At 67.0% G+C, this 24,248-nt stretch carries 21 protein-coding genes; 14 read left to right on the top strand and 7 right to left on the bottom strand.

Features of this window, described 5'->3' with window-relative positions:
* The first annotated feature begins 73 nt into the window (after window positions 1-73).
* On the top strand, window positions 74-1,594 hold the full coding sequence (locus HY058_12075) for an AMP-binding protein (GenBank protein ID MBI3498033.1): 1,521 nt from the start codon (window positions 74-76) through the stop codon (window positions 1,592-1,594).
* The gene (locus HY058_12070; GenBank protein MBI3498032.1) at window positions 1,591-2,529 is read left to right on the top strand and encodes a nucleoside hydrolase; all 939 of its coding nucleotides are present in this window, start codon (window positions 1,591-1,593) and stop codon (window positions 2,527-2,529) included. Before HY058_12075 ends, HY058_12070 begins: the two co-directional genes overlap by 4 nt.
* Window positions 2,530-2,533: 4 nt before the next feature.
* On the opposite strand, the gene HY058_12065 is transcribed toward HY058_12070, so the two are convergent.
* Both HY058_12065 and HY058_12060 read right to left on the bottom strand, forming a co-directional pair.
* The gene (locus HY058_12065) at window positions 2,534-2,920 is read right to left on the bottom strand and encodes a type II toxin-antitoxin system VapC family toxin (protein ID MBI3498031.1); all 387 of its coding nucleotides are present in this window, start codon (window positions 2,918-2,920) and stop codon (window positions 2,534-2,536) included.
* Complete coding sequence (locus HY058_12060) at window positions 2,917-3,195, bottom strand: type II toxin-antitoxin system Phd/YefM family antitoxin (GenBank protein ID MBI3498030.1); 279 nt, start codon at window positions 3,193-3,195, stop codon at window positions 2,917-2,919. The genes HY058_12065 and HY058_12060 overlap by 4 nt, the downstream gene beginning before the upstream one ends.
* Window positions 3,196-3,295: 100 nt before the next feature.
* On the opposite strand from HY058_12060, the gene HY058_12055 reads away from it, so the two are divergent.
* Window positions 3,296-3,775 (top strand): Hpt domain-containing protein, encoded by a 480-nt coding sequence (locus HY058_12055; protein ID MBI3498029.1) that lies wholly within the window; start codon window positions 3,296-3,298, stop codon window positions 3,773-3,775.
* Window positions 3,776-3,786: 11 nt separating this feature from the next.
* Here the strand turns inward: HY058_12055 and HY058_12050 are convergent, their stop codons facing one another.
* The 4 genes from HY058_12050 to HY058_12035 form a co-directional block, all read right to left on the bottom strand.
* Complete coding sequence (locus HY058_12050) at window positions 3,787-5,238, bottom strand: hypothetical protein (GenBank protein MBI3498028.1); 1,452 nt, start codon at window positions 5,236-5,238, stop codon at window positions 3,787-3,789.
* Window positions 5,239-5,386: 148 nt separating this feature from the next.
* On the bottom strand, window positions 5,387-9,742 hold the full coding sequence (locus HY058_12045) for a DEAD/DEAH box helicase (protein ID MBI3498027.1): 4,356 nt from the start codon (window positions 9,740-9,742) through the stop codon (window positions 5,387-5,389).
* Window positions 9,743-9,783: 41 nt separating this feature from the next.
* Window positions 9,784-10,956: an aminotransferase gene (locus HY058_12040; GenBank protein MBI3498026.1), complete on the bottom strand. Its 1,173-nt coding sequence runs from the start codon at window positions 10,954-10,956 to the stop codon at window positions 9,784-9,786.
* Entirely contained in the window at window positions 10,953-12,089 is a 1,137-nt protein-coding gene (locus HY058_12035) for an NAD(P)/FAD-dependent oxidoreductase (protein ID MBI3498025.1), read from the bottom strand. The genes HY058_12040 and HY058_12035 overlap by 4 nt, the downstream gene beginning before the upstream one ends.
* A 197-nt stretch (window positions 12,090-12,286) precedes the next feature.
* Here HY058_12035 and HY058_12030 point away from each other — a divergent pair, with 197 nt between their 5' ends.
* The 9 genes from HY058_12030 to HY058_11990 all read left to right on the top strand — a co-directional run bounded on the left by HY058_12030 (window position 12,287) and on the right by HY058_11990 (window position 21,333).
* Window positions 12,287-14,341, top strand: a complete 2,055-nt coding sequence (locus tag HY058_12030; protein MBI3498024.1) for a molybdopterin oxidoreductase family protein — start codon at window positions 12,287-12,289, stop codon at window positions 14,339-14,341.
* A 57-nt stretch (window positions 14,342-14,398) separates the two neighbouring features.
* On the top strand, window positions 14,399-15,235 hold the full coding sequence (locus tag HY058_12025; protein ID MBI3498023.1) for an AAA family ATPase: 837 nt from the start codon (window positions 14,399-14,401) through the stop codon (window positions 15,233-15,235).
* A 259-nt stretch (window positions 15,236-15,494) separates the two neighbouring features.
* The gene (locus HY058_12020; GenBank protein MBI3498022.1) at window positions 15,495-15,785 is read left to right on the top strand and encodes a type II toxin-antitoxin system RelE/ParE family toxin; all 291 of its coding nucleotides are present in this window, start codon (window positions 15,495-15,497) and stop codon (window positions 15,783-15,785) included.
* On the top strand, window positions 15,782-16,078 hold the full coding sequence (locus tag HY058_12015; protein MBI3498021.1) for a helix-turn-helix domain-containing protein: 297 nt from the start codon (window positions 15,782-15,784) through the stop codon (window positions 16,076-16,078). Before HY058_12020 ends, HY058_12015 begins: the two co-directional genes overlap by 4 nt.
* Window positions 16,079-16,238: 160 nt before the next feature.
* On the top strand, window positions 16,239-16,880 hold the full coding sequence (locus HY058_12010) for a VWA domain-containing protein (GenBank protein MBI3498020.1): 642 nt from the start codon (window positions 16,239-16,241) through the stop codon (window positions 16,878-16,880).
* A 9-nt stretch (window positions 16,881-16,889) separates the two neighbouring features.
* A complete protein-coding gene (locus HY058_12005) occupies window positions 16,890-17,600 on the top strand; it encodes a molecular chaperone DnaJ (protein MBI3498019.1) in 711 nt (236 codons plus the stop codon).
* 74 nt (window positions 17,601-17,674) lie between these two features.
* On the top strand, window positions 17,675-18,559 hold the full coding sequence (gene galU, locus HY058_12000; protein ID MBI3498018.1) for a UTP--glucose-1-phosphate uridylyltransferase GalU: 885 nt from the start codon (window positions 17,675-17,677) through the stop codon (window positions 18,557-18,559).
* Window positions 18,560-18,595: 36 nt separating this feature from the next.
* A complete protein-coding gene (locus HY058_11995; protein ID MBI3498017.1) occupies window positions 18,596-19,936 on the top strand; it encodes a UDP-glucose/GDP-mannose dehydrogenase family protein in 1,341 nt (446 codons plus the stop codon).
* Window positions 19,933-21,333 (top strand): phosphomannomutase/phosphoglucomutase, encoded by a 1,401-nt coding sequence (locus HY058_11990; protein ID MBI3498016.1) that lies wholly within the window; start codon window positions 19,933-19,935, stop codon window positions 21,331-21,333. Before HY058_11995 ends, HY058_11990 begins: the two co-directional genes overlap by 4 nt.
* A gap of 137 nt (window positions 21,334-21,470) precedes the next feature.
* Here HY058_11990 and HY058_11985 read toward each other — a convergent pair whose 3' ends face one another.
* The gene (locus HY058_11985; protein MBI3498015.1) at window positions 21,471-22,760 is read right to left on the bottom strand and encodes a serine hydrolase; all 1,290 of its coding nucleotides are present in this window, start codon (window positions 22,758-22,760) and stop codon (window positions 21,471-21,473) included.
* Window positions 22,761-23,191: 431 nt separating this feature from the next.
* On the opposite strand from HY058_11985, the gene HY058_11980 reads away from it, so the two are divergent.
* Window positions 23,192-23,740 (top strand): phasin family protein, encoded by a 549-nt coding sequence (locus tag HY058_11980; protein MBI3498014.1) that lies wholly within the window; start codon window positions 23,192-23,194, stop codon window positions 23,738-23,740.
* 166 nt (window positions 23,741-23,906) lie between these two features.
* Window positions 23,907-24,248 (top strand): ATP-dependent Clp protease adapter ClpS, encoded by a 342-nt coding sequence (clpS, locus tag HY058_11975; protein MBI3498013.1) that lies wholly within the window; start codon window positions 23,907-23,909, stop codon window positions 24,246-24,248.

Here is a 24,248-nt window from a genome sequence, read left to right as displayed (position 1 = left end):
CCCGCGCCGATGCGACCGGCTTCTTAGCATGACCATCGCCTCGGACGCATGGCCCGCGATATCATGCGCACCGATGAACCTGGCGGAGCTCCTCATCCGAACGGCCGCCGCCGCCCCCGATGCACCCGCCCTGGCGCATGGAGAGCGCACAGCCATGGACTTTGGCGCGCTGGCGCTGGCGTCGGCGCGGCTGGCGGGGGGTCTCGCCTCCCGTCTCGAGCTCGCGCCCGGCGACCGGGTGGCGCTCATCATGAAGAACGGGCTCGACTACGTGCCGCTGCTGTTCGGCTGCTGGCATGGCGGCTTCGCCGCGGTCCCGGTCAACGCCAAGCTGCATGCCAAGGAGATCGCCTACATCCTCGCCGATTCCGGCGCCCGGGCGGCGATCGCCACGCCGGACCTGGCCGAGACCGCGGCAGCGGCGCTGGCCGAAGCGGGCACCCGCACCCCGCTCCTGGTGACGGGGACGCCGGATTTCAGGCGGCTCGGCGACGCCGACGCGGTTCCGGCGGCCGCGGTGTCAAGCGATCGACTCGCCTGGCTTTTCTATACCAGCGGCACCACGGGCAAGCCGAAAGGGGCGATGCTGACCCACGGCAATCTCATGACCATGACGCTCTGCTACTTCGCCGATGTGGATCACATCCAGCCCGGCGATTCGATCCTGCATGCCGCCCCGATGTCGCACGGCTCCGGCCTCTACATCCTTCCCCACGTGGTGCAGGCGGCAAAGCAGGTGATCCCGGAATCCGGCGGCTTCGATCCGGGTGAGATCTGCGCGCTCCTTCCTCGCCACCGGGGGGTGACCATGTTTGCAGCACCCACCATGGTCCAGCGTCTGGTCGACAGCCCGGCCCTGGCCACCGCCTCCTTGGACAACCTCAAGACCATCGTCTATGGCGGCGCGCCCATGTATGTCGCCGACCTGAAGCGCGCGCTCGACCGTCTGGGCCCGCGCCTGGTGCAGATCTATGGGCAAGGCGAGAGCCCGATGACCATCACCGCGCTCTCCCGTTCGATCATCGCCGACCGCGCGCATCCCCGCTGGGAAGCGCGGATCGCCTCGGTCGGCCAGCGCCAGATCGCGGTCGAGCTGATGGTTGGCGATAGCGAAGACCGGCCGATGCCGACGGGCGAGGCGGGGGAGGTGCTGGCGCGCGGTCCTTCGGTCATGCCCGGCTACTGGAACAAGCCCGAGGCCAGCGCCCAGACGCTTCGGAGCGGCTGGCTGCATACCGGCGATGTCGGCGCCTTGGATGAGGACGGCTTCCTCACCCTCAAGGACCGCTCGAAGGATCTGATCATCAGCGGCGGCTCCAACATCTATCCCCGCGAGGTGGAGGAGGTGCTGCTGCGCCATCCCGGCGTCGCCGAGGTCGCCGTCGTCGGCCGTCCTCACCCCGAATGGGGCGAGGAGGTGGTGGCCTTCGTGGTGGCGCGCAGCGAGGCGAAGGTGCCGGAAGCCGAGCTCGATCGCATGTGCCTGGAGGCGATCGCCCGCTTCAAGCGGCCGCGTCTCTATCGGTTCGTGGGCGAGTTGCCGAAGAACAACTACGGCAAGGTCCTCAAGACCGCGCTCCGCGGCATGCTATAGCCATGCCCCGTCCCATCATCATCGACACCGATCCCGGCCAGGACGATGCAGTGGCCATCCTCTTGGCGCTGGCCTCGCCGGAGCTCGAGGTGAAGGCGATCACCACCGTTGCCGGCAATGTGCCCTTGCCCCTCACCACAGAGAATGCGCTTCGCGTCGTCGAGCTGGCCAACCGCACCGAGGTGGCGGTCTATGCCGGTTGCCCCAGACCCATGCTCCGCCCTCTGCTGACGGCCGAGCATGTGCATGGCAAGAGTGGGCTCGACGGCTCCGATCTGCCGCCGGCGAAGATCGCAGCCCGCGCCCAGCACGCGGTCGCCTTTCTGATCGAGGCGCTGGCCCAGGCGCCGGAGCCGATCACCCTGGTGCCGATCGGGCCGCTCACCAACATCGCTTTGGCCCTGGTGGCCCGGCCGGCGATCCAAGCGAACATCCGCGAGATCGTGCTCATGGGCGGGGCTTGGAAGACCGGCGGCAATACCAGCCCGGCCGCCGAGTTCAACATCCTCGTTGATCCCCACGCGGCCGACGTGGTGTTCCGCGCCGGCATTCCCATCGTGATGATGCCCCTCGATGTGACCCACCAGAACCTGACCACGCCCGAGCGTCTCGAGCGGATCCGTGCCATCGGCACCAAGCTCGCGCAAACGGTCGCCAACATGCTCGCCTTCTACGACCGCCACGACATCGAGAAATACGGCATGCCCGGCGGACCCTTGCACGATCCCACCACCATCGCCTATCTCCTCAAGCCCGATCTGTTCGGCGGCAAGAAGGTGCATGTGGCGATCGAAACCGCGGACACGCCCGCTCAGGGCACGACCATCGTCGACTGGTGGGGCAAGACCAAAGCCGAGCCCAATGCGCTCTTCGTGAATGCGATCGATTCCGACGGCTTCTACCGTCTACTGCTGCAGCGGCTGGCGCGGCTCTAAGCGATCATCGAAAGACATCGACGCCGACGGCGCTTGCCAGCTTCGCATCCTCGGTCACCAACTGAAGCCCATAGACCCGCGCCGTTGCCGCAATGAAGCGGTCGGCCGGATCACCGTGGGGGAGATCGATCGCCCGGCTGGCGATCGCCACATGGGTGTTGAGGGGTGCCTCGCTGAGTCCGGCAAAGAGCCGCTCGACGAACCGCTCTCGGCTCTTGCCCACCCCGGAGAGCCTGCCCTTTTCCGCAAGCATCAGCACCTCCCACACGCTGATGGGCGAGTACCAGAGCTGGTTCGCCTCGTCCTCCAATGCTTGAGCGGCGGCGGAGGGCAGTCGCTTGGGTTCGCCGGCGCTCCAGAGAATGATGTGCGTGTCGAGCAGCAGCTTCATCGGCGCGGGCGCTTCTTCCTCGCCTGGCCTTCGAGGAGCGAATGGGTCCACTCTTCCTCGCTCATGACGGGAGAGACGATGTCGCCGACCACGGCAAACTCCCCTTGCATCCGCCCGAGGAATCCGCGCCCCCGGTGTTCCCCGGCGCGGACCGGAATCACCTCGGCGACGGGCCGCCCATGCTTAGTGATCACCACCGTCTGGCCGCTTTGGCGCACGCGCTCGATGACCGCGAGGCACGTCGCCTTGAATTCGGAGACAGAAATCTTGTCCATGAGGAATATTCCTATAGTCATTGTCTATAGTCAAATTTTTCCATCTTCTCTCGATGATTAACAATTTGCAATTGAATTATCATTGCCTAAAAATCGATACATGGCTGAATTCGTCAAACCGCCGCGGCAGCTCGGCGACAAGACCGGGAAGGGCGTTCCCGGTGCCGGCGCGCGCGCCCTCAAATCGGCCGAGGCGGCGGTCAAGCAGCATCAGAACCGCGTCGACTACAAGAGCATCGCCCAGGAGTCCTTGGATCGGATCAACATCTCTTTGAAGGAGCTGATCGACAATCCGGGCCTCCTTGAGGCCGAGAAGCGCATCTACGAGCTCGCCCACAATCTCAAGGGCGAAGGCGCCAGCTTCGGCTATCCCGCGGTCTCGCGGGTGGCGGACCTCCTCTGCCGGGTGACCGAGAAGCCCGGCCAGCACAGCCCCCGCCGGCTGAAGGTGATCCGCGTGCAGATCGACTCACTGAAGGCCATGGTGCGCGAGAATGTGAAGGGCAGCCCCCGAGGGATCGCCTTGGAAGTGATCCAGGAGCTGGGCGTTCTGGTCGACAAGTATCTGGCCAAGAGCTGAGACGCTGCGGGCTAGAGCAGCTGCGCCGTGGCCTCGGAGTGGACAACGCCTGTCTGCATGGTGCACGGCACGCTTAGATTGGCGGTCCCCTCGCGCTCCGCCGCGATCGGCGATCCGAGGTCAGCGGAGAGAGCGAAGTGCACGACCGTGCCGGCGCCGGGAGCGCTGTCCATCCACAATCGACCGCCGTTGTTCTGCACGATCTGACGGCAGATCGACAGCCCGAGTCCGGTGCTATCCGGGTGAGGTGTTTCGTCGCGCTCAAACGGCGGCAAGAACCGTCGGTTGCGGCGCAGGTCGATGCCCTTTCCGTTGTCGATGACGGCGAAGCGCCAGCTATCGCCATCGCGAAGCGCTTCGACCCGGATCTCCGGCGTACGATCAGGATGGCGATAACGAATCGAGTTGCCGATCAGATTTTGAAACAGGCGGACCATCTCGCCTCGGGCGCCAAGGATGTCAGGCAGGCGGTCTAGGTGCACGGTGGCGCCGTCCCGCTCGATCGCGGCATTCAGATTGGAGATCGCCTCGGCGCACGCGTCCGCCATGCTCACGCGGACCTGCGGCTGGGTGTCGGACTGCAGCCGGGACAGGAGGAGGATGTCCTCGACCAGCGACATGCAGCGATCCATCGCGGCGCCGACCGCCTGCACGTAGTCGCGCGGTTTCTCCGGCAAGGCATCGCCGTGCCGGACCAGCAGCAGATCGACATAGCCGCGCGCCGTCGACAGCGGATCGCGGAGATCGTGCGACACCACGCGGGCGAAGCATTCGAGCTGCGCGTTCGATCGCGACAGCTCCCTATTGGCCAGCGACAGGTCTTCCGCCATCTGGGCGAGGGTCGCCCACACCATCGCGAAGGCGAGGGCGGCGCAGCCGAAGATCAGCACGAGAAAAGCCGCCGCTTGGAAATTGCCAGCGGACAAGAAATCCGGAATCTCGTCCTGAAAAGCCGTGGCCGTTGCGCGCAGGAATGAATACGCCGCAATACCCGCGAACACGGCGACCAGCACGCCGCCGGACCTGCCGACCGAGGCGCGCGCGAAGCGGATAGAGTCGCGCACCGACAGCGTGCTCGTCGCGACAATGAAGAGCGAGAGGACCACAATGCGCCAGCGAACGTCCGGCTGCTGGTAGGTGAAATGCACGAAGGCCGCCATTAGCACCACGAGCAGGCCGGCTTCGATCTGCGGCTGCGCCGGCGCACCCGACAAGGCCCGCGTACCTCGCCACAGGCCGAGAAAGCCGATGCCCACCGCGCCATTGGCGGCGACGACGGTGACCATGTCCGGCACCACGCCGCGCAACCCCAAGAGAAAGAGGCCGCCGGCGAAGCTGACGAAGGCAGCGGCGAACAACCCGGCTCCAACACGCCGCGGATCGGCGCGCCAGAACGTTCCCAGGGCTAGCCCAAAACCAAGAATAATGGCGACGGAAAGGATGCTAAGGGTTCGAATATCCAAGCGAATCTCTCATCTACACCAGGTCCGACGCGAGGAAAGGTAGAGGTTCGAGATAAATTTATCGTTAACCGTCCTTAGTTTTTTCGGCTTGTCGGGACGGTCGCCTCACGCCTGTCACTTGGCGGCGCCGCGGCTCCGATGCGCACCGTCAGGAAAGGTCGACGAGGGACGCCGGCACGGCGCCGCGCAGCAGCGCCTTCCGCACCTGCCACTGGCCAGCGGCATCGAGGGTCTCCAGGAACTCGACCGCGCCGCCGGCGAAAAGCGCCACCGGGATGCCATCCAGATAGGCGAGACGGTGGCCGGTCAGCGCCGCCAGCTTCGGACCCGGCGTGAGAATGCCGACGAAGTTCAAGGGATCGGCGCCGGAAAGCGAGATGAGGGTGCCGGAATCCGGTTTGCGCCGGACCTCGCGCAGCATGCCGATGGCTTCCGGCAAGGCATATTGCTCGCCGGAAAAGCCGGCGACGAACCGGCCGCCGCGGATCTCGCCGCGGGCTTCCAGCCGGCGGTAGACCCGGAGCAGGTCCCGCCAGGGCGGCAGCCAGTCCGCCTCGCGTTCGAGGAGGCGCCAGAACACCACGCCGTAGCGGCGCAGCAGCGTGCGCGCCAAATGCTCGACCGCCTCGGCGTCGATCGGCTTTTCCGGCTCGCTTGCCGGCGGCCGGCGTGCCTGCGCCCAGCGTCCGGCATCTTCCATGGCGAACAGCACGCTGCCACGGCGACGCCCGCCATGGGCGTGCGAGCGTCGCTTGTCCGAGGGCACCAGCAGCGCCCGCAAGCCGGCGAAGCTGTCGGAGCTGACGAGACCGAGCGCCACCAGCTCCGCCAACGCCTCCTCGACCTCGGGGCGCAGGAGACCGCTCGCCTCGACCAGCTCATCGAAGAAGGAGGCACCCCGCTGTTTGATGCAGTCGAGGATCTTAGTTGCGCGGATTCCGGGAACCGCGTCGAGGCTGGCGCTGAGGGAGGCCCAGAGCGGCGCCCGGCGGCGCGCCAGGAAGGTGATCGGCGTCGAGCGCACCGGACCGGCGGCGCGCTGGCCCAAATTGGCGCGCGGGTTGCGCGGCCGGAGCCGGGCCCAGGCGATGCGCCCGGCCAAGCACTGATCGTCGAGCCAGGCCGGCTCGTAGCCGGCGATGCGCGCCGGCAGGATCTCGGTCTCCCAGGCGCCTGCCGGCGCTTCGAAGCCTTCGAGCTGGCCCAGGATCGCCTCGATCGTATCCGCTCCGGCCATGCGCTGATCCGGCGCCACCCGTTGCCAACCGAAGAGGAAGCGCAGGAAGTCCCGGGCGGCCACCGGCTCGATCTCGGCGCGCAAGCGCTTCACCGTGTAGCCGTGAATGCGGGCCAGGAGACGGCGCTCGCACCATTCCTCGCCATTCGCATCCTGGGTGAAGCGCCCTTTGAGGGCGAAGCCTTCGGCCTGGATCTGGGCGAGCGCTGGAGCGATCTCCTCAGGTTCCAGCCCAAGGGCGGCTGCGAGCCCGGCTTGGGTCGTTGGCCCTTCTCCCTCGAGCCGGCCGCGCAGGATCTCGATCAGCGCCACATCTTCCGACCAGTTGCGGTCGCGATAGGCATCGGGTGCGGCGATCGGCGGTTCCAGCCGGCCGGTGGGAAACAGCGCCTGGAATTGCGGTAGGCGCTCGGCGGTGATCCAGAGCTGAACCTTCGGCGTTCGGATCCGCGTCACCCGCCCTTGGCCCTCGAGCGCGGCGAGGTATCCATGCCAGCCGGTCCCGCGCTGGGCTTCCGTTTCGGTGAGGAAGCCCAGCCAGACCATCGCGTCATGCAGCTCGTCGGCAGTGCTCGCATCGGGCCAGGCTTCCTCGCGCACGCGCTGGATCGCCTCCGGGTCGAGTCGGCCGATATCCGCGGCGGATTCCGGATCCAGCCAGCGGCGGCTCATCACCGCCTGGGTCCGGCGCTCCTCCAGAGGCGCGTCATCGAGAAAGGCATAGGGCCTGGCCGACAGGACTTCGGCGGCGAGCGGTGAGGGCTCGGTCAGATCGCGGGTGACCGCTTGAATCCTGCCGGACTCGAACCCCAGCAGCAGCCGCCTCAGGCCCTCCAGATCCATGGCATCCCCGAGGCAGTCGGCGATCGCCTGGCGCACCAAGGGGTGGTTCGGGATCTCGCGTTCGCCCACGAGATTCTCCGCACAAGCGAGCTGGTCGGGGAAGATCGTGCCGACGAGGTCTTCGGCCTCCATCCGCGCGATCTGCGGGGGCACCTTCTTGCCGCCGCGGAAGCGCGGCAGCGCCAAGGCCACGCCGGCGACCCAGCGCCAGCGCGTGGGAAACATCGGCGCATCGAGCAAGGCCTGGGTCAACAAGGGCTCGATGCTGTTGGAATGCAGATAGCGCGGCACCTCCTCGAGCTCGCAAGCATGCGCGGGCCCGAGCGAGAGCACGATGTTGTCCTCGGTCGCGGCCGCTTGCAGCTCGAAGTTGAACCGGCGGCACATGCGCTTGCGCAAGGCCAGGCCCCAGGCGCGATTGACGCGGCTGCCATAGGGCGAATGCACCACCAGCTGCATGCCGCCGGCCTCGTCGAAGAAGCGCTCGAACACCACGGTCTCCAGCGTCGGCAGGCAGCCGAGTGCCGCCCGGGCCGAGGCCAGATAGGCGACGAGCTGCTCGGCCGCCGGCTTGGCGATGCCGACGCCGAGGGTGAGCCATTCCTCGGCGCTGGCGCCGGAGGCGTCGTCTTGCAGGCGCACTTCGATTTCTCTCCGCAAGCGCGACACCGCCTCGGACAGCTCGTCGCTGCGGCCCGGCGCCTCGCCCAGCCAGAACGGAATCGTCGGCGGCATGCCCCGGGCATCGGCGACGCGCACCGTGCCGCGCTCGACGCGGAGGATGCGGTAGGAGTTGTTGCCGAGCTGGAAGATGTCGCCGGCCATGCTCTCGACCGCGAAATCCTCATGCACGCTGCCGATGACGTGGTTCTCCGGCTCGAGCAGGACCTGATAGTCGGCGGTGTCGGGAATGGTGCCGCCCGAGGTGAGTGCCGTCAGCTGCGTGCCGCGCCGGCCGCGCAGCATGTGGTTGACCGCATCGTGATGGATCAAGGCGCCGCGCCGACCGCGTCTGGTGGCGAAGCCTTGGGCCAGCATCGCCACCACGGCGTCGAAGTCGTCGCGGGTCAAGGAACGGTACGGCCAGGCACGGCGGACCAGGGCGAAGAGCCCGTCCTCGCTCCATTCCCTGGTCGCCACCTCGGCGGCGATCTGCTGGGCCAGCACGTCGAGGGCCAATTCCGGGATGGCGAGACGGTCGAGCTCGCCTCGCCTGACGGCGTCGATGAGGGCGGCCGATTCCACCAGCTCGTCGCGCGACAGCGGGAACAGCCTGCCCTTGGGCGTGCCGTCGACGGCATGGCCCGAGCGGCCGACGCGCTGCAGGAAGCTGGCGATCGATCGGGGCGAGCCCAGCTGGCAGACGAGATCCACCTCGCCGATGTCGATGCCGAGCTCGAGGGAGGCGGTGGCGACGAGAGCCTTGAGTTTGCCCGCCTTCAGCCGCTGCTCGGCGTCGAGCCGCTGCTCCTTGGCGAGGCTGCCGTGATGGGCGGTCACGTGCTCTTCGCCCAAGCGCTCGGAGAGCTGCCGCGTTACCCGCTCGGCCATGCGCCTGGTGTTGACGAAGATGAGCGTGGTGCGGTGCGCCTCGATAAGCCGGGCCAATTGCTCGTAGATCTGCTCCCAGACCTCGGCGGACATGACCGCTTCCAGGGGCGATCCTGGAACCTCGATCGCGAGGTCACGGGCGCGGCGATGGCCGGTGTCGATGATCCGGCATTGAGCGCTCTCGGGACCCGCGCCCAAGAGGAAGCGGGCGATCGCTTCGATCGGCTTCTGCGTCGCCGACAGGCCGATGCGCTGCAGCCGCCCGCCGGCCAGCGCCTGCAGGCGTTCCAGCGACAAGGCCAAATGCTGGCCGCGCTTGTTCGGTGCGATTGCGTGGATCTCGTCGACGATGACGGTCCGCGCCGTCGCCAGCATGGCGCGGCCGGACTTGGAGCCGAGCAGGATGTAGAGCGACTCCGGTGTGGTGACGAGGATATGAGGCGGCCGCTTCAGCATCCGTGTGCGCTCGGCGGCCGGCGTGTCGCCGGTGCGCACCCAGGTGCGGATCTCGACATCGGGCAAGCCCCGGGCTCGCAGGTTCTCGCGAATGCCGGCCAGCGGCGCTTCCAAATTGCGCTCGACGTCGTTCGACAGCGCCTTCAACGGCGAGACGTAGACGATCTCGGTTGCGTCCCTGAGGCCGCCCGCCAGTCCCTGCTTCACCAAGCCGTCGATGGCGGCGAGAAAAGCGGCAAGGGTCTTGCCGGACCCGGTGGGGGCGGCGATGAGGGCATGGCGGCCGGCCTCGATCTCCGGCCATGCCGCTTCCTGCGCCAGCGTTGGCGCCGGGAAGCGCGCCTCGAACCACGCGGCCACCGCCGGGTGGAACAGGCGGTCGAGATTCAGGGGTTCAGGCTTGAGGCGACTTGCCATGGATCAAGCATAACCGAGCCGAGCCGGTGTTGGCATTGTCCTCAGAGGCTCGCCTCCAGGCGCTTTCGCACGTGGCCCATGGCTTCCGCCGGCACATTGGCGAAGGCGAAGCGCAGATAGCGCTCCTGCTCCGGCCCGAACATGCTGCCGGGAAGCGAGAGCAGGTTCTGCTCGCCCGCCAGGCGCTTGGCCACATCGATCGCCGGCGTGCCCTCGAACGGGTGCTGAAGATAGGCGAAATATGCCCCCAGCGAGACCAGGCGATAGCCATGGTTGGCGCCCTCGAAGCTCTGCGCGAGCGCTTGGGCGCGTTCGCGCATGAGGCCGGTATTGGCGCGCCGCCACGCCTCCAGCCGACCCAGACCGTAGAGGGCCGCTTCCTGGCCGATATGGGGCGCGCAGATGGCGACACAGTCCATCGCCTTGGCGATCTCGGCCAGGAGCCGACCGCCGGCGATGACCGAGCCCACCCGGTAGCCGGTCAGGCAATAGACCTTGGAGAAGCTGTAGAGCTGCACCAGCGTGTCGGACCATTTCGGATCCTCAAACAGCCGGTGCGGCTTATCGTCGCCGGGCAGGAAGTCCTTGTAGGTCTCGTCGATCACCAGTGCCAAGTTGCGCTGCTTGGCCAGGCTGTAGAAGGCGGCCAGCGCGTCCGGGGGATAGACCGCACCCGTCGGGTTGTTGGGCGAGACCAGCACGATGGCGCGGGTCTTGGGCGTGATCCGCCGCGCCGCCTCGGCCGCATCGGGCACCCCGCCATGCTCCGGGCGGAACGGCAGGTGGACCGTGCCGATGCCCAGCATGTCGAGCCACATCTGGTGATTGAAGTAATAGGGCACCGGCAGCAGCACGTTCTCGCCGGGCTCGGCCAGCGCCATCAGCGCCAGGCAAAAGGCCTGGTTGCAGCCCGCCGTAATGCAGACCTGCTGTGCTGCGACCCGGGCCCCGTAGCATTGGCTCATGTGGCGTGCCAGCGCCAGGCGCAGCGCCGGCAAGCCTTCGATATCGGTGTAGCGCTGGGTCTGGGGATCATCCAGGCGCAGGGCCAGATGCCGGGTCAGCTCCTTGGGTGGGGGATATCCCGGCACCGCTTGGCTGAGATCGATGAGCGGCCGGTCGGGACCGTGGCGATCGGGTGCAAGCCAGCGTCGGGCTTCCGGGATCGGCGGTGCCGCCACCCGGGCCAAGAGGCCGCTCAGGCGATAGCTCACGCGGCCCTCGTCAGCGCCGGCTTCGGCTGGCCCAAGATCTCGACGACGTGATCGGCGATCGCCAGGGCGGCGGTCAGGCCGGGCGACTCGATGCCGTAGAGATTGGCAAGCCCGGGAACGCCGTGCTCGGCCGGGCCCTGCACCAGGAAATCCTGCGCCGGCTCTCCCCGCTGCTGCAGCTTCGGGCGGATGCCGGAATAGCCCGGCTTGAGCGTGCCGTCGGGAAGGCCCGGCCAATAGCGGCGTATCGCGGCATAGAAGGCATCGGCGCGGGCAGGGTCGACGTCATAGTCGAGCCGGTCGATCCACTCCACGTCCGGGCCGAAGCGGATCTGCCCGGCAAGATCGATGGTGACATGGATGCCGAGACCGGCCTGCACGGGTGCCGGGTAGATCAGCCGCGAGAAGGGCGGCTTCGAGCCGGAGAGCACGAAGTAGTTGCCCTTGGCATAGAAGGCGGGCGGCACCGATTGGGTGGGCAGCCTGCGGAGCCGCCGCGCCACGTCCTGGGCGCCAAGGCCGGCGGAGTTGATGAGGGTGCGGCATTGGAGGCGCATCTTCTCGGCGCCGCCGACCTCGATCAGGATCCCGTCCTCCTGGCAGCGTCCGCCTTCGAGCGGGCTCTTGAAGGCGATCATGGCGCCGCGGTCTTCGGCATCGCCCTGGAGCGCCAGCATGAAGGCATGGCTGTCGATGAGGCCGGTCGAGGGCGAGAGCACGGCGCCGATGCAGGCGAGCTCGGGCTCCAGCGCCTTCGCCTCGGAGGCGCTGAGCCAACGCAAATCCTCGCAGCCATTGGCGGCGGCCTGGGCGCGCAGCGTCTCGATGCCGGCGCGCTCCGCCGCTTCGGTGGCGACGATGAGCTTGGTCGCCCGCCGATGGGCAATGCCGCGCTCGGCGCAATAGGCGTAGAGGGCCTTGCGGCCGGCAATGCAGAAGCGCGCTTTCAAGCTGCCGGTCGGGTAGTAGATGCCGGCATGGATCACTTCGGAATTGCGGCTGGAGGTCTCGGTGCCGATGCCGTCCGCGGCCTCCAGCACGATCACCTCGCGGCCGGCAAGCGCCATGGCACGGGCGACGGCAAGACCGACCACCCCCGCACCGACCACCACACAATCCACGCGTTCCACCATCGCGGGCCCGAGTGTGGTGTGGCGCAACGCGCGGGGTCAAGGCTGGCCCCGCTCCCCCCTCGGAGCGACCGGGGCTGGGACAGCGCCCGTCAATGGGGTCGCCAGCTCAATGACCCTTGCGGGATTGGCCTCCGCTGATTGCGTGGGCGGGCGGCATCGTCTAGCTTGAAGGTTAAGCTTCGCGCCTGGCCGGTCCCATGCCTCTCGATATCGTTCCCTCGGTCTGTCCGCATGATTGCCCGAGCACTTGCCTACTTGAAGTAGAGCGAATCGACACTCATACAATCGGACGTGTACACGGCGCCGCGGCCAACAGCTACACCGCCGGGGTGATCTGCGCCAAGACGGCCCGCTATGCCGAGCGCGTGCACCATCCCGACCGGCTGGCCAAGCCGTTGCTGCGCCAAGGCGCCAAAGGCGAGGGATCCTGGCGGGAGATCGGCTGGGAGGATGCCCTCGACCTTGCCGCCGAGCGCTTCGCCGAGGCGGCGCGCCGGCACGGGGCGGAATCCGTATGGCCCTATTACTATGCCGGCACCATGGGCCTGGTGATGCGCGACGGCATCAACCGGCTCCGCCACGTCATGGGCTACTCCCGGCAGAAGACGACGATCTGCAACACGCTCTGCGATTCCGGCTGGGTTGCCGGCTACGGCGCCAAGCGCGGGCTCGATCCGCGCGAGATGGCGGAGAGCGATCTTATCGTCATGTGGGGCGGCAACCCGGTCGCGACCCAGGTCAATGTGATGACCCATGTGACCCGGGCGCGCCGCGAGCGCCAGGCGAAGTTTGTCGTCGTCGACCCCTACCGCACCGCGACGGCGGCGGTGGCGGACATGCATCTGAAGCCGAGGCCGGGGACCGACGGCGCTTTGGCCGCCGCGGTCATGCATGTCCTCTACAAGGAAGGCTTCGCCGATAAGGCCTATCTCGCCCGGTACACCGACGCCTCGCCGGCGCTGGAGGCGCATCTGGCGGAGCGCACCCCGGAATGGGCGTCATCCATCACCGGGCTCGCGGTGGCCGAGATCCTGGCGTTCGCCCGTTTGTACGGCGCCACCAAACGCAGCTTTCTGCGCATCGGCTACGGCTTCTCGCGCTCGCGCAACGGGGCGGCACAGGTGCACGCCGCCTCCTGTCTTCCTGCCGTGACCGGCGCCTGGGCCTACCCGGGCGGGGGCGCGCTCTACTCCAATTCCGCCCTCTATGGCTGGAACAAGACCATGATCGAGGGGCTCGACCGCCTCGATCCCGGCGTGCGCGAGCTCGACATGAGCCGCATCGGCCCGGTCTTGGCGGGCGAGCCGGAGGCGCTCGCCGGCGGTCCGCCGGTCAAGGCCATGCTGATCCAGAACACCAATCCGGCCACCGTGGCGCCGGAATCGCTCAAGGTGAAGGCCGGGTTCAGGCGCGAGGATCTGTTCGTGGTGGTGCACGAGCAGTTCATGACCGAGACCGCCAAGCTCGCCGATCTGGTGCTGCCGGCCACCACCTTCCTCGAGCATGACGATCTCTATCAGGGCGGCGGCCACACCCATGCAATGGTGGCACCCAAGGTGATCGAGCCCTATGCCGAGGCGCGCTCGAACCACGAGGTGCTGCAGGGCCTGGCCCGCCGCCTCGGCGCCGAGCATCCGGGCTTTGCCATGAGCGCTTGGGAGATCATCGACTGGACCCTGCGCCAGTCGGGCTATCCCGATGCCGAGACGGTCAAGGAGCAGCGCTGGATCGACCGCGCCTTGCCGTTCGAGACCGCGCATTTCCTCGACGGCTTCCCGACGCCGGACAAGAAGTTCCATTTCGCGCCGGATTGGGCGGCGATCGGTGCTGAGTTCAAGGCGATGCCGCCGCTGCCCGACCATCTCGACAACATCGACAAGGCGACCGCCGAGCGGCCGTTCCGGCTGGTGACGGCGCCCGCCAGGCAGTTCCTCAATACGAGCTTCACCGAGACCCCCGGCTCGCGCAAGCGCGAGGGCAGGCCGACCGCTCTCGTCCATCCCGAAGATTGCCGCCGGATCGGTCTTAAGGAGGGCGGCAAGGTCCGCCTCGGCAACGACCAGGCCTCGGTCGTGGTGCATGTCCGGGTATTCGACGGGCTGCAGCCAGGCGTGGTCGTTGTCGAAAGCATTTGGCCCGACGATGCGTTCGAGGAGAAGCTGGGGATCAATGCGCTCATCAGCGCCGATGCCGGCCTGCCGGACGGGGGTGCGGTGTTCCACGACACGGCAGTTTGGCTGCGGACAGCATAGTATGATGACGCTTATGCTTTGCCTTGTGCGGGTTCGGCTTCAGAGGGGGGCGCTCGGATGACGGGCCGGGCCCACGTCATCGTCATCGGCAACGAGAAGGGCGGGTCGGGCAAATCGACGACCGCGATGCATCTGATCGTGGCGCTGCTGCGCCAGGGTCACGGCGTCGGCAGCCTCGACCTCGATGCGCGCCAAGGCACCTTGACCCGCTATCTGGCCAACCGCTCCGCCCGCGCCGCCCAGCAGGAGGGCGGGCTGCCGCTGCCGACCCATCTCGCCATCGCACGGGGCGATTCCTCCGATCTCGCCAAGGCCTCGCTGGATGAGCGCACGCGCTTCGAGGCGGCGCTCGGCCGGCTCATGCGCGAGCATGATTTCGTGGTGATCGACTGCCCGGGCAGCGACAACTTCCTCGGCCGGCTCGGCCATGCTCATGCCGACACCCTGATCACGCCGCTCAACGACAGCTTCCTCGACCTCGACATGCTGGCCAATGTCGACGGCGAGAGCCTGGCCATCCAGCGGCCGGGCACCTATGCGGAGATGGTCTGGGATTGCCGCAAGCAGCGGGCCTTGCGCGATCGCGGCTCGATCGACTGGATCGTCATGCGCAATCGCTTGAGCCATCTCGATGCCCGCAACAAGCGCGACATGGTCGATATCCTGGAAAAGCTCGCCAAGCGCATCGGCTTCCGGCTGCTCGACGGCTTCGGCGAGCGGGTGATCTTCCGCGAGCTGTTCCTGAAGGGCCTGACGCTGCTCGATCTGCAGGGGCCGCGATTCGGCTCGCTCAAGCTCTCCCACCTGGCCGCGCGCCAGGAAGTGCGCAATCTGGTGGCGGGCCTCAGGCTGCCGGCGCGGCTTTCCGAGGGGGCGGAGGCCGAGGTCGGCTGAGACCCGGGGCGCTCTTGGCGGCAGTGCGTGCGCGGCTGCGAGCCTGCAAGCTCACCTGCAGCGGTCCCGCATAGGCTTGCCGATCACGTGCAATAAAATCCAACCTTCTTTGGCCCGGACAAGTGGTCCCCGACTGGGCATGCGCCACCCGATCCGACCTTGTAGCGACTGATCCATTGGACTACATTCGGTCATGTCTGGGGTCGCGCCGATCACTATTGTCGAAACGCCGGAGTTTCTGTCGGCAACGCGCAAGCTCATGACCCAAGTGGAACGGGCGCTGCTGGTGGATTACCTGGCGCACAATCCGACGGCCGGAGACCTCATCCAGGGGACCGGCGGAGTGCGGAAGTTGCGATGGGGGCTGGAGGGGCGCGGCAAGCGCGGCGGCGCGCGGGTGGTCTATTTCTACGGCGGCGGCGGAATTCCGCTATTTGCGCTCACGGCCTACGCGAAAAATGAGCAGGCCGACCTGAGCCAGAAGGACCGGAACGACTTCCGCCAACTGACCAAGTTATTGGCCGCGAGCTATGGAAGGATGAAGCAATGAGCAAGGTGGCTGACGGCATTCGGCGCGGCCTTGGAGAGGCCGTTGCTTATGCGCGCGGCGAGGCGAAGGAAAGCGAATACCGCGTCCACGTGCCGGCGCTGATCAATGTCCGGGCGATCCGAATGAAGCTTGGCATGACTCAAGAGGAGTTTGCCGGCCGATTCGGGTTCAGCGTCAACACGCTGCGTCATTGGGAACAAGGCAAGCGTCAACCGGAAGGGCCGACGCGGGCCTACCTAATCGTCATCGATCGCGCGCCGAAGGCGGTGCAGAAGGCGTTGCATGCCGCGTAAGCGGATGACGAGCCGAGTTCCCGCCGCCTCCGCCAAGGCAAAGCAGCATCTGGAACTCGGGCGGGTTTCGCCGACATAATGGGCAATGCCCGGGCCCAGCGACAAGTTGCCGCCGGCGAAGGTGAGCGGCCCGACCGCGGTCGACACCTTCCTTGCCAAGATGCGCCTGCACCCTCCGGCCGTTCGCGGCGAGGGGCGGGGCCGGCTCGTCTTCGCGCTCGATGCCACCGCCAGCCGCGAGGCGACCTGGGACCAGGCGAGCCATATCCAGGCGGAGATGTTCCGCGAGGCCCATGGGCTGGGCGGGCTCGAGATCCAGCTCGTCCACTACCAAGGCTTCGGTGAATTCAACGCGAGCCCTTGGTTCCGCGAGGCGGACGGTCTCTTGCGCCAGATGACCGGTGTCCGCTGCCTTGCCGGACGCACGCAGATCGGCAAGGTGCTGACCCATGTGCTGGCCGAGACCAAGCGCGCCCGGGTGAACGCTCTCGTCTTCGTCGGCGACCACCTCGAGGAGGATGTGGACCAGCTCGGCCACCTCGCCGGCGAGCTCGGTCTCCTGGGCGTGCCCGTCTTCATCTTCCACGAGGGGGGCGAGCCGAAGGCGCGCCGCGCCTTTGAAGAGATCGCCAAACTATCCCGTGGGGCCTACTGCCCCTTCGATGCCGGCAGCGCGCGCCAGCTGCGCGAGCTGTTGAGCGCGGTTGCCGTCTATGCGGCCGGCGGCCGCAAGGCCTTGGGCGACTACGGTCGGAAAGTCGGCGGCGGCGCGCTCCTGCTGACGCGTCGCCTCGAACCCTGACCTCCCGCCATGCCCGTCTACCTCCTCTTCGGCGTGGTCCTCCTCGTCGGTGTCGTCCTGCTCGTCCACTGGTTCGTCCATGCCGATCCCAAGCGGCTCGCCGGCACCGTCAAGATCGTGGCGATCACGCTGGCGCTGGCGGTCGGGCTGTTCCTGCTGTTCCGCGGCGGCCTCGGCCTGGTCGCGAGCTTAGGAGCGCTCCTCTATCCCCTCGCGGCGCGCTGGCGCTCGCTCTGGACCATGGCGCGGAACGCCGCCGGCCCCAGCGCCGGACAAAGCTCGGCGCTGGAGACCACCTATCTCCAGGTCGTGCTCGACCATGACACCGGCTCGGTGACCGGGCAGGTGCTGGCCGGGCCGTATGCCGGCAGGGCGCTCGAGAGCCTGGCGCTTCCCGAGCTGTTGGCCCTCCTCGAGGAGGTTCGCAGGGACGATCCGGCCTCGGCGCAGGTGCTGGAGACCTATCTCGACCGCCTCCATGGCAGCGCCTGGCGCGACCGGGAGGAGAAGGCGGGCGATCGCTCCGAGCCCCGCCCGCCTTCCGGGCCGATGGGCCGGGCCGAGGCTTTTCGCGTGCTCGGGCTGGAGCCCGGTGCCGCGGCCGAGGAGGTCCGCGAGGCGCATCGCCGGCTCATGCTGGCCAATCATCCCGACCGCGGCGGCTCGACTTACCTCGCCGCCCAGATCAACCAGGCCAAGGACGTGCTCCTTGGCGGCTGAGCCCGCTTCCAGCCGCGCCTTGCGGTGCCAGGCCGCCTGTGGCACATAGCGCCGTCCCGAAAACAAGGAAATCTATGGCAAAGGCCCGGGCGAATACGCGGGTGCGCAAGGCTATCTTCCCGGTCGGCGGTCTTGGCACCCGGTTCTTGCCGGCGACCAAGGCGATGCCCAAGGAGATGCTGCCCGTCGTCGACAAGCCCTTGATCCAATACGCGGTCGAGGAGGCGCGGGCCGCCGGCATCGAGGAGTTCGTCTTCGTCACCGGGCGCGGCAAGAGCGCCATCGAGGATCACTTCGATCACAGCTACGAGCTGGCCGAGACCTTGCGCCAGCGGGGCAAGACCGCGGAATACCAGGAGCTCATGGATAGCCTGCCGGAGCCGGGCCAGGTCGCCTATACGCGCCAGCAGGAGCCGCTCGGGCTCGGCCACGCCGTCTGGTGCGCCCGCAACCTGGTTGCCGACGAGCCGGTGGCTGTGCTGCTGGCCGACGACCTCATCCTGTCCGACCGGCCCTGCCTGCAGCAGATGATGGAGCATTACCGGGACACCGGCGGCAATCTGGTGGCGGTGATGCAGGTCGACCGGGCGCAGACCAAGAGCTACGGCGTGGTCAGGCCGGGGAAGACCGAGGGCGCGCTGGTCGAGGTCTTGGGCCTGGTGGAGAAGCCGGAGCCCGAGGTGGCACCGTCGACCTTGGCGGTGGTCGGCCGCTATATCCTGCAGCCGGCGGTCTTCGGGCATTTGGCCAGGGGCCACCGCGGCTCGGGCGACGAGATCCAGCTGACCGATGCCTTGGCGCGGATGATCGGCAATGGTCCGTTCCATGGCGTCGCCTTCGAGGGGCGCCGCTTCGATTGCGGGACGCGGGTCGGCTTTCTCGATGCGAATATTGCCTTTGCCTTGAAGCGACCCGACATGGTCGACCGGGTGCGCGACATCCTCGCGCGCTACCGCTGACCGGCACCTCAGACGAATTAAGACACGGAGCAAGCCATGCGCATCGCCATGATCGGCACGGGCTATGTCGGCCTGGTGTCCGGCGCCTGCTTTTCCGAGTTCGGCGTGAGCGTGACCTGCGTCGACAAGGATACGAGCAAGATCGAGCGCCTGAAGCGCGGCGAAATGCCGATCTACGAGCCGGGGCTGGGGGCGCTGGTCGAGGGCAACGTCAAGGCCGGACGCCTCTCCTTCACGACCGCGCTTGCCCAGGCGGTGGCCGAGGCCGATGCGGTCTTCATCGCCGTCGGCACGCCGTCGCGCCGCGGCGACGGGCACGCGGATCTGAGCTATGTCTATGGCGCGGCCGAGGAGATCGGCCGGGCGCTCAGCGGCTACACGGTGGTGGTTACCAAGTCGACGGTCCCGGTCGGCACCGGCCGCGAGGTCGAGCGCATCATCCGGCGGGTCCGGCCGGAGGCGGATTTCGACGTCGTCTCCAACCCGGAGTTCCTGCGCGAAGGCTCGGCGATCGAGGACTTCCGCCGGCCCGACCGGGTGGTCATCGGCACCACGAGCGAGCGCGCCCGCGAGCTCATGGGCGGCATCTATCGGCCGCTCTATCTCATCGAGACGCCGATCCTGTTCACCTCGCTCGAGACCTCCGAGCTGATCAAATACGCGGCCAACACCTTCCTTGCGACCAAGATCACCTTCATCAACGAGATCGCCGATCTCTGCGAGAAGCTCGGCGCCGACGTGCACGACGTCGCCCGCGGCATCGGCCTCGACGGCCGCATCGGCCGCAAGTTCCTGCATCCCGGCCCGGGCTATGGCGGCTCCTGCTTCCCCAAGGACACGCTGGCCCTGGTGAAGACCGCGCAGGCGGCCGCCTCGCCCTTGCGTATCGTCGAGACCGTGATCGACATCAACGACAAGCGCAAGAAGAGCATGGCCGGACGGGTGAAGCGCGCGCTCGGCGGCTCGGCCAGGGGCAAGACCGTCGCCATCCTCGGCCTCACCTTCAAGCCCAACACCGATGACATGCGCGACAGTCCCAGCCTCGACATCATTCCGTCCTTGATCGCCGAAGGTGCCGCCGTGCGCGTCTTCGATCCGCAAGGCATGGAGGAGGCGAAGAAGCTGTTAACCGGCGTCACCTGGTGCCAGAACGCCTACGAGACCATGGAAGCGGCCGACACGCTGGTGCTGGTGACGGAGTGGAACGAGTTTCGCCAGCTCGACCTCGCCCGGGTGAAGCAGCTGATGCGGCGCCCGGTCATGGTCGACTTGCGCAACGTCTACAATCCCGAGGAGATGGCCGCGGCCGGTTTCGAGTACAGCTCCGTCGGGCGCCCCTGGCGCTCCCCCAGGCACGCGGCCGAGGCGGCGCAGTGAGCCACCGCTTTCACCCAACCGTCCTTCGCGAATACGACATCAGGGGCGTGGTCGGCGAAACGCTGTCCCAGGCCGATGCCGCGGCGTTGGGGCGGGCCTTCGGCACGCGCATTCGCGAAGCGGGCGGACGCAAGGCGGCGGTCGGGCGCGACGGCAGGCTCACCTCGCCCGAGCTCGCCCAAGCGCTGATCGGCGGCCTCAATGCCGCCGGCGTCGACGTGGTCGACCTCGGCATCGTCTCCACCCCGATGCTCTATTACGCGGTCTTCGAGCTGCCGGCCGATGGCGGGATCATGGTGACCGGCTCGCATAACCCGCCCAGCCACAACGGCTTCAAGATGATGTTGGGCAAGAAGGCGTTCTTCGGCGCCGACATTCAGGAGCTGGGCCGGCTCTCGGAATCCGGCCGCTTCGCCCAGGGCGAGGGTGCGGTCGAGCGGCGCAAGATCCACAACGACTATGGCGACCGGGTCATGCGCGACTATGAGGCGCCCGAGGACCGCGACCTCGTCATCGTCTGGGACAGCGGCAATGGTGCCGCCGGTCCGCCCACGAACGAGATCTGCATGCGGCTTCGCGCCCGGCACTTCCTCCTCAATGTCGAGGTTGACGGCACCTTTCCCAATCACCACCCCGATCCGACGGTGGCCGAGAATCTGGAGCAGCTGATCAATGAGGTTAGGGTCCGCAAGGCCGATCTCGGCATCGGCTTCGATGGCGATGGCGACCGGATCGGCGTCGTCGACGAAAAGGGCGGCATCGTCTGGGGCGATCAGCTCATCGCCATCCTGGCCGAGGACGTGCTCGCCCGCCATCCCGGCGCCACCATCATCGCCGACGTGAAGGCGAGCCAGGTGCTGTTCGACCGCATCGCCGAGCTCGGCGGCAAGCCGGTCATGTGGAAGAGCGGCCACTCGCTGATCAAGGCGAAGATGGCCGAGCTCGGCGCGCCGCTGGCGGGCGAGATGAGCGGCCACATCTTCTTTGCCGATGGGTGGTACGGCTTCGACGACGCGCTGTTCGCCGCCGTCAGGCTCATTCAGATGCTCGCCAACCGTAGGGAGCCGCTTTCGGCCTTGCGCGATCGCCTGCCTCAGATGGTGAACACCCCGGAGCTGCGCTTCGACTGCCCGGATGAGCGCAAATTCGCCGTCGTCGAGGAGATCAGGGCGCGGCTAGCCGCCGAGCCCGGGCGCCGGGTCAATACCATCGACGGGGTCAGGGTGCAGACCGAGGATGGCTGGTGGCTGTTGCGCGCCTCCAACACCCAGGCGGCGCTGACGGCCCGCCTGGAGGCGAAGACCGCCAAAGGCCTGGAGCGGCTCAAGGCCGATCTAGGCGGGCTCCTGCAAGCAAGCGGCCTCGACCTGCCGGAAAAGGCCACGGCCGGGCATTAGCGCCATCACATCCGCATTGCCCCCACCCCGACCCTCCCCCACGCAAGCGTGGGGGAGGGGGTAAAAAACGCGGTCAGCTCTCCCTCCCTCGCCGGAGGCGGGGGAGGGTCGGGGTGGGGGCTTTTGGCGGTCTCGGTCTAGCTCGCGCGCGAGGTGGCGCGGACGAGCTGGCCGGTGGGCGATACCGGCACGCAGATCTGCTTCTGCTGCTTGAGGGCCCGGCAGGCGGCGCGGGATTGGGTTTCGGTGAGCCCGACGAAGCGGGCCCGATGCATGCGGCCTTCCGAGGTCTTGGCCACCGACAGATCGATCCGGGCATTGGCCAAGAGCGCCCGGTCGTGGCGCTTGGCGTCGGCGACGGCGTGCTTGGCCTGGCTCGCCGATTTGAAGGCACCGACCTGAATGCCCCAAGTCGGGCCATCGACGGTGTCGCCTTGCTCGACCTCGACCGCAGGCGCCGGGGTGTTGACGAAGACCTTGGGCTTTTTCGCGGGCGTGCTCGCCGGTTGGGTGGCCGCGGCGGCGACGATGGTCGCCGGCGCCTCCTCATCGGGTTCAGGCTTGATCTTGGGCTTGACCGGCTGCGCCGCGTTGGCGGTGCGGATCTCAATCGAGCGGAAGCCGTCATCGAGCAGATCGACCATGTGCGCGTCGCGCGTCCGCGCGCTTTGGCCGCCGAATATCACCGCGATCACCCGCTTGCCGTCGCGAACCGCCGAGCTCACGAGATTGAAGCCGGAACGCCCGGTGAAACCGGTTTTGATGCCATCGGCGCCCTCGTACTTGCCGAGGAGATGATCGTGATTTCGAAGGGTGGCCCCGTTGAACGTGAATTCTTCGGTCGAGAAATAGCGGTACTGCCGGGGGTAGTCGCGGAGCAGCGCTTGGGCGAGCGTCGCCATGTCGCGCGCGGTCGTCACTTGCTTCAAATTGGGCAGGCCGTGGGCATTGGCGAAGGTGGTGCGCGTCATGCCGAGCTGGCGGGCGCGTTGGGTCATCATCCGGGCGAAGTCACGCTCGGTGCCGCCGATCGCCTCGGCCAGAACGATGGCCGCATCGTTGGCCGATTTGATGGCGATGCCGAGAACGGCCTGCTCGACGGTGATGGTCTGGCCGGGGAGGACGCCGAGCTTGGAAGGGATTACCTCGGTGGCGTGCTTGGAGACCGGCAACGGCTGGTTGAGCTTGAGCGCGCCGTTCCTGAGGGCCTCGAAGGTGAGGTAGGCCGTCATCATCTTGGTGAGCGAGGCCGGGTAGCGGAGCTCGTCCGCATTGACCTGATGCAGGACCCGGCCGGTATCGGCCTCGATGACGAAGGAGGCGTAGCGCTCGGCCGCACTCGCCGGCCTGAGGGTGGAGGTGAAAGAAAAGGCTATTAGGAGTGCCCAGATTGCACGAGAGACATACGCCAGGTAACCCGACCGCATCCCCGCCACTCCCCGAACCCCGCCGAAATATGGCTATGTTATGGCACGAGCCTCATGAAAAGTTGAGTACTTTTTTATAAAGCGTTGATTTCGCAGTACATAAACGAAAACCTGAACAATTCCTTCGGAATCGATGCCCGAATCGCATCGAGCGACTCGCCTTGCGGTGGATTGCAGCCCGGATTCTGCGCTGGTGCCGGGGGATGGACCCGCGTCGGGTCGACGCCCGGCCGCCGCCGGCCGCAGGCCGTGTTCCAGCCCGGCCCCTTCCCAATCTTGCTGCACTGCAAAGGGGTCTTGACAATAGGGCTGCAGTGCCTATTTTAGTTGCATGCTGCGCTGCAGCAAAATGTTGTTGGGCGGCGGACCCGCCGGGACATCATACGCAAGGCGACCGAAACATCGGTTCGCCGCCACCATCGGAGAGGAAAATGATTATGGCACAGCCGAAGACCAAGGCCGCGGATGCGGCGAACGACGCCTTCAAGCATGTCGAAGCCCTCGCCGCCGCCGGCAAGGGAACCGTCGAGACCGCCATCAAGGCCGGCACCGCGGCAGCGACCAAGCACTACGAGCAGGCCCTCCAGCTGACCTCCGAGCAGGTCGCCAAGGCGAGCGAGACCCTGTTCAAGGGCTATGACGAGCTGAACGCGCTGTCCAAGGACAACTACGAAGCCCTGGTGAAGTCCGGCACCATCGTCGCCAAGGCGATGGAAGACCTCGGCAAGGAGTGGGTCAGCTTCACCCAGGCCTCGGTCGAGCAGAGCGTGGCCGCCGTGCAGGGGTTGATGGCGGCGAAGACGCTCCGCGAGTTCGTCGAGCTGCAGAATGACTGGGCGAAGAAGAGCTTCGATGCGGCCGTGGTCGAGACCACCAAGTTCTCCGAGCTCAGCGTCAAGACCACCAATGAGGCGATCGAGCCGATCCAGGCGCGGATGAACGTTACGGTCGAGCGGATGTTCAAGCAGATCGCTGCTTAACCCGGTCGACTCGAATCGAAGTAAACGGCCCGGCGAGGGACCCCTCGCCGGGCCGTTGTCATTATGTCACGGCGAACGCCATGTAGTCGCTAGGCCCTTTTCCCGGGCTCCCTTAATCCAATATGATCTTCTCCGAACCATTCGCTAATGGGATTCGAGCGTCACGATGACGATCCGGGCCACCGGTAATGGCACCAAGCGCGGCGGTGACAACCCGCAGACGGGGGTTGTGGTCAAGGCGAAGCCGAAGACCAAGAAGCCGTCCATGTACAAAGTTTTAATGCTTAACGACGACTATACCCCCATGGAGTTCGTCGTTCATGTGCTCGAGCGCTTCTTCGGCAAGAGCCGGGAGGAGGCCACACGCATCATGCTGCATGTGCACCATCGCGGCGTCGGCATCTGTGGGGTGTATACTTATGAGGTGGCGGAAACCAAGGTGACTCAGGTGATGGATTTCGCGCGCCAGCATCAGCACCCCCTACAGTGCACCCTGGAGAAGGATTAG

Source organism: Pseudomonadota bacterium, from assembly GCA_016195085.1.
In the GTDB taxonomy this organism is placed as follows: Bacteria; Pseudomonadota; Alphaproteobacteria; order SHVZ01; family SHVZ01; genus JACQAG01.
This window is presented reverse-complemented; position numbering and strand designations above follow the sequence as displayed.

Coding starts and splice junctions, on each gene's coding strand:
- HY058_12045 (MBI3498027.1), bottom strand. CDS start 9,742: ATGGCAAGTCGCCTCAAGCCTGAACCCCTGAATCTCGACCGCCTGTTC.
- HY058_12005 (MBI3498019.1), top strand. CDS start 16,890: ATGCCCGTCTACCTCCTCTTCGGCGTGGTCCTCCTCGTCGGTGTCGTC.
- HY058_12010 (MBI3498020.1), top strand. CDS start 16,239: ATGCGCCTGCACCCTCCGGCCGTTCGCGGCGAGGGGCGGGGCCGGCTC.
- HY058_11980 (MBI3498014.1), top strand. CDS start 23,192: ATGATTATGGCACAGCCGAAGACCAAGGCCGCGGATGCGGCGAACGAC.
- HY058_12020 (MBI3498022.1), top strand. CDS start 15,495: ATGACCCAAGTGGAACGGGCGCTGCTGGTGGATTACCTGGCGCACAAT.
- HY058_11985 (MBI3498015.1), bottom strand. CDS start 22,760: ATGCGGTCGGGTTACCTGGCGTATGTCTCTCGTGCAATCTGGGCACTC.
- HY058_12025 (MBI3498023.1), top strand. CDS start 14,399: ATGACGGGCCGGGCCCACGTCATCGTCATCGGCAACGAGAAGGGCGGG.
- HY058_12030 (MBI3498024.1), top strand. CDS start 12,287: ATGCCTCTCGATATCGTTCCCTCGGTCTGTCCGCATGATTGCCCGAGC.
- HY058_12035 (MBI3498025.1), bottom strand. CDS start 12,089: ATGGTGGAACGCGTGGATTGTGTGGTGGTCGGTGCGGGGGTGGTCGGT.
- HY058_12015 (MBI3498021.1), top strand. CDS start 15,782: ATGAGCAAGGTGGCTGACGGCATTCGGCGCGGCCTTGGAGAGGCCGTT.
- HY058_11995 (MBI3498017.1), top strand. CDS start 18,596: ATGCGCATCGCCATGATCGGCACGGGCTATGTCGGCCTGGTGTCCGGC.
- HY058_12065 (MBI3498031.1), bottom strand. CDS start 2,920: ATGAAGCTGCTGCTCGACACGCACATCATTCTCTGGAGCGCCGGCGAA.
- HY058_12075 (MBI3498033.1), top strand. CDS start 74: ATGAACCTGGCGGAGCTCCTCATCCGAACGGCCGCCGCCGCCCCCGAT.
- clpS (MBI3498013.1), top strand. CDS start 23,907: ATGACGATCCGGGCCACCGGTAATGGCACCAAGCGCGGCGGTGACAAC.
- HY058_12060 (MBI3498030.1), bottom strand. CDS start 3,195: ATGGACAAGATTTCTGTCTCCGAATTCAAGGCGACGTGCCTCGCGGTC.
- HY058_12055 (MBI3498029.1), top strand. CDS start 3,296: ATGGCTGAATTCGTCAAACCGCCGCGGCAGCTCGGCGACAAGACCGGG.
- galU (MBI3498018.1), top strand. CDS start 17,675: ATGGCAAAGGCCCGGGCGAATACGCGGGTGCGCAAGGCTATCTTCCCG.